Here is a 6,072-nt window from a genome sequence, read left to right on the forward strand (position 1 = left end):
GGCGAAGGCGGCATCCGCCCGGCGTCGCAACCCTTCCTGCAGGGGCTGCGCGACATCTGCAACGAACGCGACCTGATGCTGGTGTTCGACGAGGTCCAGTGCGGCGTCGCGCGCACCGGATCGCTCTATGCCCATGAACAGTTCGGCGTCGCGCCCGACATCATGGCGACCGCAAAGGGCATCGGCGGCGGCTTCCCGCTCGGCGCCTGCCTTGCCACCGAAAAGGCGGCGCGCGGGATGGTCATCGGCACGCATGGATCGACCTATGGCGGCAATCCGCTGGCGATGGCCGCTGGGCAGGCGGTGTTCGACGTGATCCTGGAGGATGGCTTCATGGATCAGGTCAAGGCGACCGGCGAGCGGCTGCGCGGCGCGCTCGAACAGCTTATCCCCAATCACGATCATCTGTTCGAAAGCATCCGCGGCATGGGCCTGATGCTCGGCATCAAGATGAAGTCCGACAGCCGTGCCTTCGTCGCGCATCTGCGCGACAACCACGGTCTGCTGACGGTCGCGGCGGGCGACAATGTCGTGCGCATCCTGCCGCCGCTGAACATCGAACAGGGTCATATCGACGAATGTATCGAGAAACTGTCGGCGGGGGCGGCGAGCTACACGCCGCCGGAAGCATGAGCGCACCTGCGCTGCGGCATTTCCTGAACCTGTCCGACGCGGGCGGGGATGCCATCGCGGCGATGCTGGCCGATGCGATCGACCGCAAGACGGCGCGCGCGGCCTGGCCCAAGGGCCGGGTCGACGCCGACGCGCCGCTTGCGGGCCATGTGCTGGCGATGATCTTCGAGAAGAATTCGACCCGCACGCGCGCGTCGTTCGACATGGCGATCCGCCAGCTCGGCGGCAGCGCGATGGTGATGGAAGCGGGGTCGATGCAGATCGGTCGCGGCGAAACCATCGCCGATACGGCGCGCGTCCTGTCGCGCTATGTCGATGCGATCATGATCCGCACCGATGATCATGCAAAGATCGAGGAGCTGGCCGAATATGCCAGCGTCCCCGTGATCAACGGGCTGACCGACCTGTCGCACCCGTGCCAGATCGTCGCCGACCTGCTGACGATCGTCGAGGGCGGCAAGGCCTTGCCCGGCCTTGAACTCGCATGGCTTGGCGATGGCAACAATGTGCTCGCCTCGCTGATCGAGGCGGCGGGGCTGTTCGGCTTCAATGTTCGCGCCGGGGTGCCGCAGGGCTATGACCCCGACATGCGCTTCGTCGAGGCGGCGCGCGCGCAGGGCGCGCGCATCGACATCGTGCGCGACGCGGCCGAGGCGGTGGCGGGCGCCGACATCGTCGTCACCGATACCTGGGTGTCGATGGGGCAGGACCATGCGCATAACAAGCTGGCCGCAATGGCGCCCTATCAGGTCGACGAGCGATTGATGGGCAAGGCGAAGGGCGATGCGCTGTTCCTCCACTGCCTGCCCGCGCATCGCGGCGAAGAGGTGGTCGATGCGGTGATCGACGGCGCGCAGTCGCGCGTGTGGGACGAGGCGGAAAACCGCGTCCATGCACAGAAATCGGTTCTTTTGTGGGCGTTGGGGAAATTGTGAGCGAGACGCGCGAAACCTGGTTCGACGAACCCCTGATCTTCACCATCGCCGAGCGGCATGTCCGCGGCCGCTTCGTGCGGCTGGGGCCGGTGCTCAACCGCATCATGGCGGCGCACAGCTATCCGCCGGTGATGGAAAAGCTGCTCGCCGAGGCGCTGGTGCTGACCGTGCTGCTCGGTTCGACGCTCAAGGACGATGAAAGCCAGATGACGCTGCAGGCGCAGACCGGCGGCGGCCCCGTCGATCTGCTCGTCTGCGATTATCGCGCTGGTGAGCTGCGCGGCTATCTGAAGTTCGATGCCGAACGGCTGGCCGAAGTCGGACCCGACCCGACGCTGTTCGGTCTGTTCGGCGAGGGTTTTCTGGCGATCACCTTCGATCAGGCGGTGAGCGGCGAGCGCTGGCAGGGGATCGTCCCGCTCGAAGGATCGTCGATCGCCGATGCCGCCGAACATTATTTCGAGCAGTCCGAACAGATACCGAGCCTCGTCCGGCTTTGCGCGCGGCACGACGCGGAGCTGGGCTGCGTCGCCGGGGGTCTGCTGCTGCAGCATCTGCCCGACGGCGAGGTCGGGCGCGACCGGATCGAAGCGCGCGCCGATCATCCCGAATGGGAACATGCGCGCACGATTGCGGCGACGCTGAAGGACGAGGAACTGACCGACGCCGCGGCCTCGCTCGAAACGTTGGCGTGGCGGCTGTTCCACGAAGAGGAAGTGCGCGTCGAACCCGGCGTGGCGGTGTCGCGCGGCTGTCGCTGCAACATCGACCATTATGCGCGGGTTCTGGCACAGTTTCCCGAAGCCGAACGGCAGGAAATGGCCGACGACGACGGGATCATCCAGGTCGATTGTGCCTTTTGTTCGCGGCTGTTCCCCGTCCCGCTAGACGAGATCGCGACGCGCCACTGACGCACGGGCCGTCGATGAAGCGAGGCAGGCGTGCGCTGAATGGTTGAAATACGCGGGTTTGATGATTAGGTGATGTGCAGGGGTCGTTGCCGTTCCACACGGAACGGCCGGTGGACAAGGTGCAAATGACGATCTTCTCTCCCATGTTTCGCATATCGGCGATGGCGCTTGCCCTGACCGGAGCGGCGAGCGCGGTGCCTGCGCAGGCGCCGACGCTGGCCATGCTCGACCGGCTGGAAAAGGGTAGTTGGCAGCTGCGCGAGCGCGGCAAGGACGCGGTGCTCCAGACCGTGTGTCTGGGCGATGCGCGCCGCCTGATCCAGGTCTATCATCCGCGCGCGAACTGCTCGCGCTATGTGATCGAGGATACGCCGACATCGGTGACGGTGCATTATACCTGCCCCGGCGCCGGGCATGGCCGCACCACGATCCGCAGCGAAACGAACCGGCTCGTCCAGATCGACACGCAGGGCATCGCCGACGGCAAGCCCTTCTCGCAGGCGATCGAGGCGCGCCGCGCCGGCGGCTGCTGAAGCAAACCCTTTGTTAACCATCCTTCGCTAGAAGGGCGATTGCGACACGCCGATGTGTGTCCTTCTCCCTAACGGCATTCATGCCGCACTGGGCCGCCCGTCGAACGACGCGCGGCCCATTTTCTTTGGTGCGCCGCACAAATCGCGGTCTTGCGCGAAGCGCGACGCGGGCGTATCGCGCGGCGATGCAGGATCTTTCCGGAAAAACGGTGATCGTCCTTCTGTCGGGCGGTCTGGACTCGATGGTTTGCGCAGGACTGGCGCGCGAGGCGGGGGCGCGGATCGTCGCGCTGACCGTCGATTACAACCAGCGGCACCGCGTCGAGCTGGACTCGGCGGCGCGGATTGCGACGGCGGTGGGCGCGGCCGAGCATATCGTGCTGCCGCTCGATCTGCGGCGCTTCGGCGGGTCGGCGCTGACCGCCGACATCGATGTGCCCAAGGACGGCGTGGGCGAGGATATTCCCGTCACCTATGTTCCCGCGCGCAACCTGATCTTCCTGTCGCTGACGCTCGGCCTCGCCGAAGCGCGGCGGTCGCAGGACATCTTCATCGGCGTCAACGCGCTCGATTATTCGGGCTATCCCGATTGCCGCCCCGAATTCATCGCGGGCTTCCAGCATCTCGCGCAGCTCGCGACGCGCGACGGCGACAAGGGGGTCGATTTCACGATCCACGCGCCGCTGCAGCATATGACCAAGGCCGACATCGCGGCCGAGGCGGCGCGGCTCGGCATGGATGCGGGGATGAGCTGGTCCTGTTACGACCCGACGCCCGAGGGGCTGCATTGCGGGCTGTGCGACAGTTGCCGCCTGCGCCGCAAGGGCTTCGCCGACGCCGGGCTCGCCGACCCGACGCGCTACGCCGTCGAGGCCTGACCCATGGCCTATGCGGTCAAGGAAATATTCCTGACGCTGCAGGGCGAGGGCGCGCAGGCCGGACGTCGCGCTGTCTTCTGCCGCTTTGCGGGCTGCAACCTGTGGACGGGGCGCGAGCAGGACCGCACCAAGGCGATCTGCAAATTCTGCGATACCGATTTCGTCGGCACCGACGGGACGCTGGGCGGCAAATATGCCGATGCCGCGGCGCTGGCGGAGCGGATTGGCGAAACATGGGGGGCGGCGCAAGATGACCGCTATGTCGTGCTGACCGGCGGCGAGCCGATGTTGCAGGTCGACGATGCGCTGATCGAGGCGCTGCATGGCGAGGGCTTCACCGTCGCGATCGAAAGCAACGGCACGCTGCCGGTGCCGCGGCTGATCGACTGGATCTGCATCAGCCCCAAGGCGGGCAGCGAGCTGGTCCAGACGAGCGGCGACGAACTCAAGCTGGTGTGGCCGCAGCCGGGGAGCGATGTCGAACGGCTCGCGGAACTCGATTTCGCGCACCGGCTGATCCAGCCGCTCGACGATGCCAATGCCGCGGACAATGTCCGGCACTGTATCGATCTGGTGATGCGCGATCCGCGCTGGCGTCTGTCGCTCCAGACGCACAAGACGCTGGGGCTGCGCTGAGCGAAGAGACTGCGGCGACCGCCCTACTGGCTGTCGACCTGGGCCTTCTTTGCCGCCGGCGCGGGTACGGCGTCGGGATTGTCGCTCTGATCCGCGGGCGCGCTGTCGCTGCTGCTGCTGTCGGCGCTTTCGTCGTCGGCCTTGCTGTCGGTCTTTTTGGAATCGCTGCCGGGCACGCTGCTGTCGACCGCGGTGCCGTCGCTCGCCGCATCGTCGAGGACGATCATCGAGTCGCTGATCGTGCCGGGTTCGACCTCGACCGCGTCGAGCTTGGTCGTGGTCTTGCTGCCTTCGCTGCCTCCGCAGGCGGCGAGCGACAGGGCGAGGAGCGAGGTGAGGATGATCCGCGTCATGTGCCGGTCCTAATCGCTGGCCGCGATCTTGTCGAGAAAGGCCGGAAAGGCATCGGCGAGCGCGGCATCGACGGCGGCGAAATCGGCGGGACGGCCAAGCTCCGCCAGGCTCGTCACCGGAAATTCGGCGATGCCGCATGGCACGATGCCGCCGAAATGCGTCATGTCGGGCGCGACGTTGAGCGAAAAGCCGTGGAGCGTGACCCAGCGCCGGACGCGGACGCCGATCGCGCCGATCTTTGCCTCGCGGCCGTTGCGGTCATCGGTCCAGATGCCGATCCGCCCCTCGGCGCGGCGCGCTTCGACGCCGAGCCGCGCGAGCGCGTCGATCACCCAGCCTTCGAGCGCATGGACATAAGCGCGCACGTCGCGCCCGCGCTGCGCGAGGTCGAGCTGGACATAGCCGACGCGCTGGCCGGGACCATGATAGGTGTAGCGCCCGCCGCGGCCCGCGTCATAGACCGGAAAACGCGGGTCGAGCAGCTCGGCGGGGTCGGCGCTCGTCCCGGCGGTATAGAGCGGCGGATGTTCGAGCAGCCAGATGCGCTCGCCCGCCGTGCCGGCGTGGATCGCGGCAGCGCGCGCCTCCATATCGGCAAGCGCGGCGGGATAATCGACAAGGCCGGGCGAAACGGTCCATTCGGGAGGCGGGAGCGCGGACATCGCGCGGCTTCTGCCCCGCGCGGGCGCGAAGCGCAAGGGGGCGGCATCCGCGCCGAACGGGGCTGGACTTTGGGCGCGAAGCCGGTCAGGTTCGGTGCCAATCCGAAGCGATAAATGACGGGGTATCAATGGCAAAATTCGATATGGGCGCGGCGTGGGACGATGCCATTCAGCTTTTGAAGGCACACCGCCCGCTCACCGGCACCATCGCGGCGGTTTTTCTGTTCCTGCCGGCGCTTGCGGTGGCCTGGTTCGGCCCCGCGCCGATCGAGCCGCCCGCCGAAGCGACGATCGACCAGCTGACCGCCGCGATGCAGCAGAATATCCTGCAGATGCTGCCGTATCAGATCGGCGTTGCGCTGTTCACGATGTTCGGGACGGTGGCGATCATGCGGCTGTGGCTGTCGCGGTCGAGCACCAGCGTCGGCGAAGCGCTGGGCTTTGCCGCGTCGATGCTGCTCACCATTTTGGCGGTGCAGATATTGACCGGCCTGATGCTGGGCGTCGGCTTTCTGCTGCTCATCATTCCG

General features: G+C 66.7%; 8 protein-coding genes and 1 pseudogene. 7 read left to right on the forward strand and 2 right to left on the reverse strand.

What is annotated here, in order from left to right; genetic code table 11:
* From ABS88_RS22965 to queE, 6 genes are all read left to right on the forward strand, one after another.
* Positions 1-633: aminotransferase class III-fold pyridoxal phosphate-dependent enzyme (locus ABS88_RS22965; RefSeq protein WP_286750696.1), on the forward strand; the 633-nt coding region annotated here is incomplete at its 5' end.
* Positions 630-1,568 carry an ornithine carbamoyltransferase gene (gene argF / locus ABS88_RS22970; protein ID WP_286750697.1) on the forward strand — a complete coding sequence of 313 codons (939 nt, stop codon included), beginning with the start codon at positions 630-632 and terminating at the stop codon, positions 1,566-1,568. The genes ABS88_RS22965 and argF, both read left to right, overlap by 4 nt.
* Positions 1,565-2,479 (forward strand): Hsp33 family molecular chaperone HslO, encoded by a 915-nt coding sequence (hslO, locus tag ABS88_RS22975; protein ID WP_003050451.1) that lies wholly within the window; start codon positions 1,565-1,567, stop codon positions 2,477-2,479. The genes argF and hslO overlap by 4 nt, the downstream gene beginning before the upstream one ends.
* A 110-nt stretch (positions 2,480-2,589) precedes the next feature.
* Positions 2,590-3,012, forward strand: coding sequence for a hypothetical protein (locus ABS88_RS22980; protein ID WP_286750698.1), 423 nt, complete (start codon positions 2,590-2,592; stop codon positions 3,010-3,012).
* 185 nt (positions 3,013-3,197) lie between these two features.
* Complete coding sequence (gene queC, locus ABS88_RS22985; protein ID WP_062765384.1) at positions 3,198-3,890, forward strand: 7-cyano-7-deazaguanine synthase QueC; 693 nt, start codon at positions 3,198-3,200, stop codon at positions 3,888-3,890.
* A gap of 3 nt (positions 3,891-3,893) precedes the next feature.
* A complete protein-coding gene (gene queE, locus ABS88_RS22990; RefSeq protein ID WP_286750699.1) occupies positions 3,894-4,526 on the forward strand; it encodes a 7-carboxy-7-deazaguanine synthase in 633 nt (210 codons plus the stop codon).
* A 23-nt stretch (positions 4,527-4,549) separates the two neighbouring features.
* On the opposite strand, the gene ABS88_RS22995 is transcribed toward queE, so the two are convergent.
* Positions 4,550-4,879 (reverse strand): hypothetical protein, encoded by a 330-nt coding sequence (locus ABS88_RS22995; protein WP_062765285.1) that lies wholly within the window; start codon positions 4,877-4,879, stop codon positions 4,550-4,552.
* A gap of 9 nt (positions 4,880-4,888) precedes the next feature.
* Entirely contained in the window at positions 4,889-5,542 is a 654-nt protein-coding gene (gene lipB / locus ABS88_RS23000; RefSeq protein ID WP_286750700.1) for a lipoyl(octanoyl) transferase LipB, read from the reverse strand.
* A gap of 128 nt (positions 5,543-5,670) precedes the next feature.
* Here lipB and ABS88_RS23005 point away from each other — a divergent pair.
* Positions 5,671-6,072 (forward strand): annotated as a pseudogene (locus tag ABS88_RS23005) (hypothetical protein); the annotation flags it as partial.

Source organism: Sphingopyxis sp. SCN 67-31 (assembly GCF_001725095.1).

Bases quoted from the DNA above. Each gene is read 5' to 3' on its own strand.
- queE (WP_286750699.1), top strand. From the start codon at position 3,894: ATGGCCTATGCGGTCAAGGAAATATTCCTGACGCTGCAGGGCGAGGGC.
- queC (WP_062765384.1), top strand. From the start codon at position 3,198: ATGCAGGATCTTTCCGGAAAAACGGTGATCGTCCTTCTGTCGGGCGGT.
- lipB (WP_286750700.1), bottom strand. From the start codon at position 5,542: ATGTCCGCGCTCCCGCCTCCCGAATGGACCGTTTCGCCCGGCCTTGTC.
- argF (WP_286750697.1), top strand. From the start codon at position 630: ATGAGCGCACCTGCGCTGCGGCATTTCCTGAACCTGTCCGACGCGGGC.
- ABS88_RS22995 (WP_062765285.1), bottom strand. From the start codon at position 4,879: ATGACGCGGATCATCCTCACCTCGCTCCTCGCCCTGTCGCTCGCCGCC.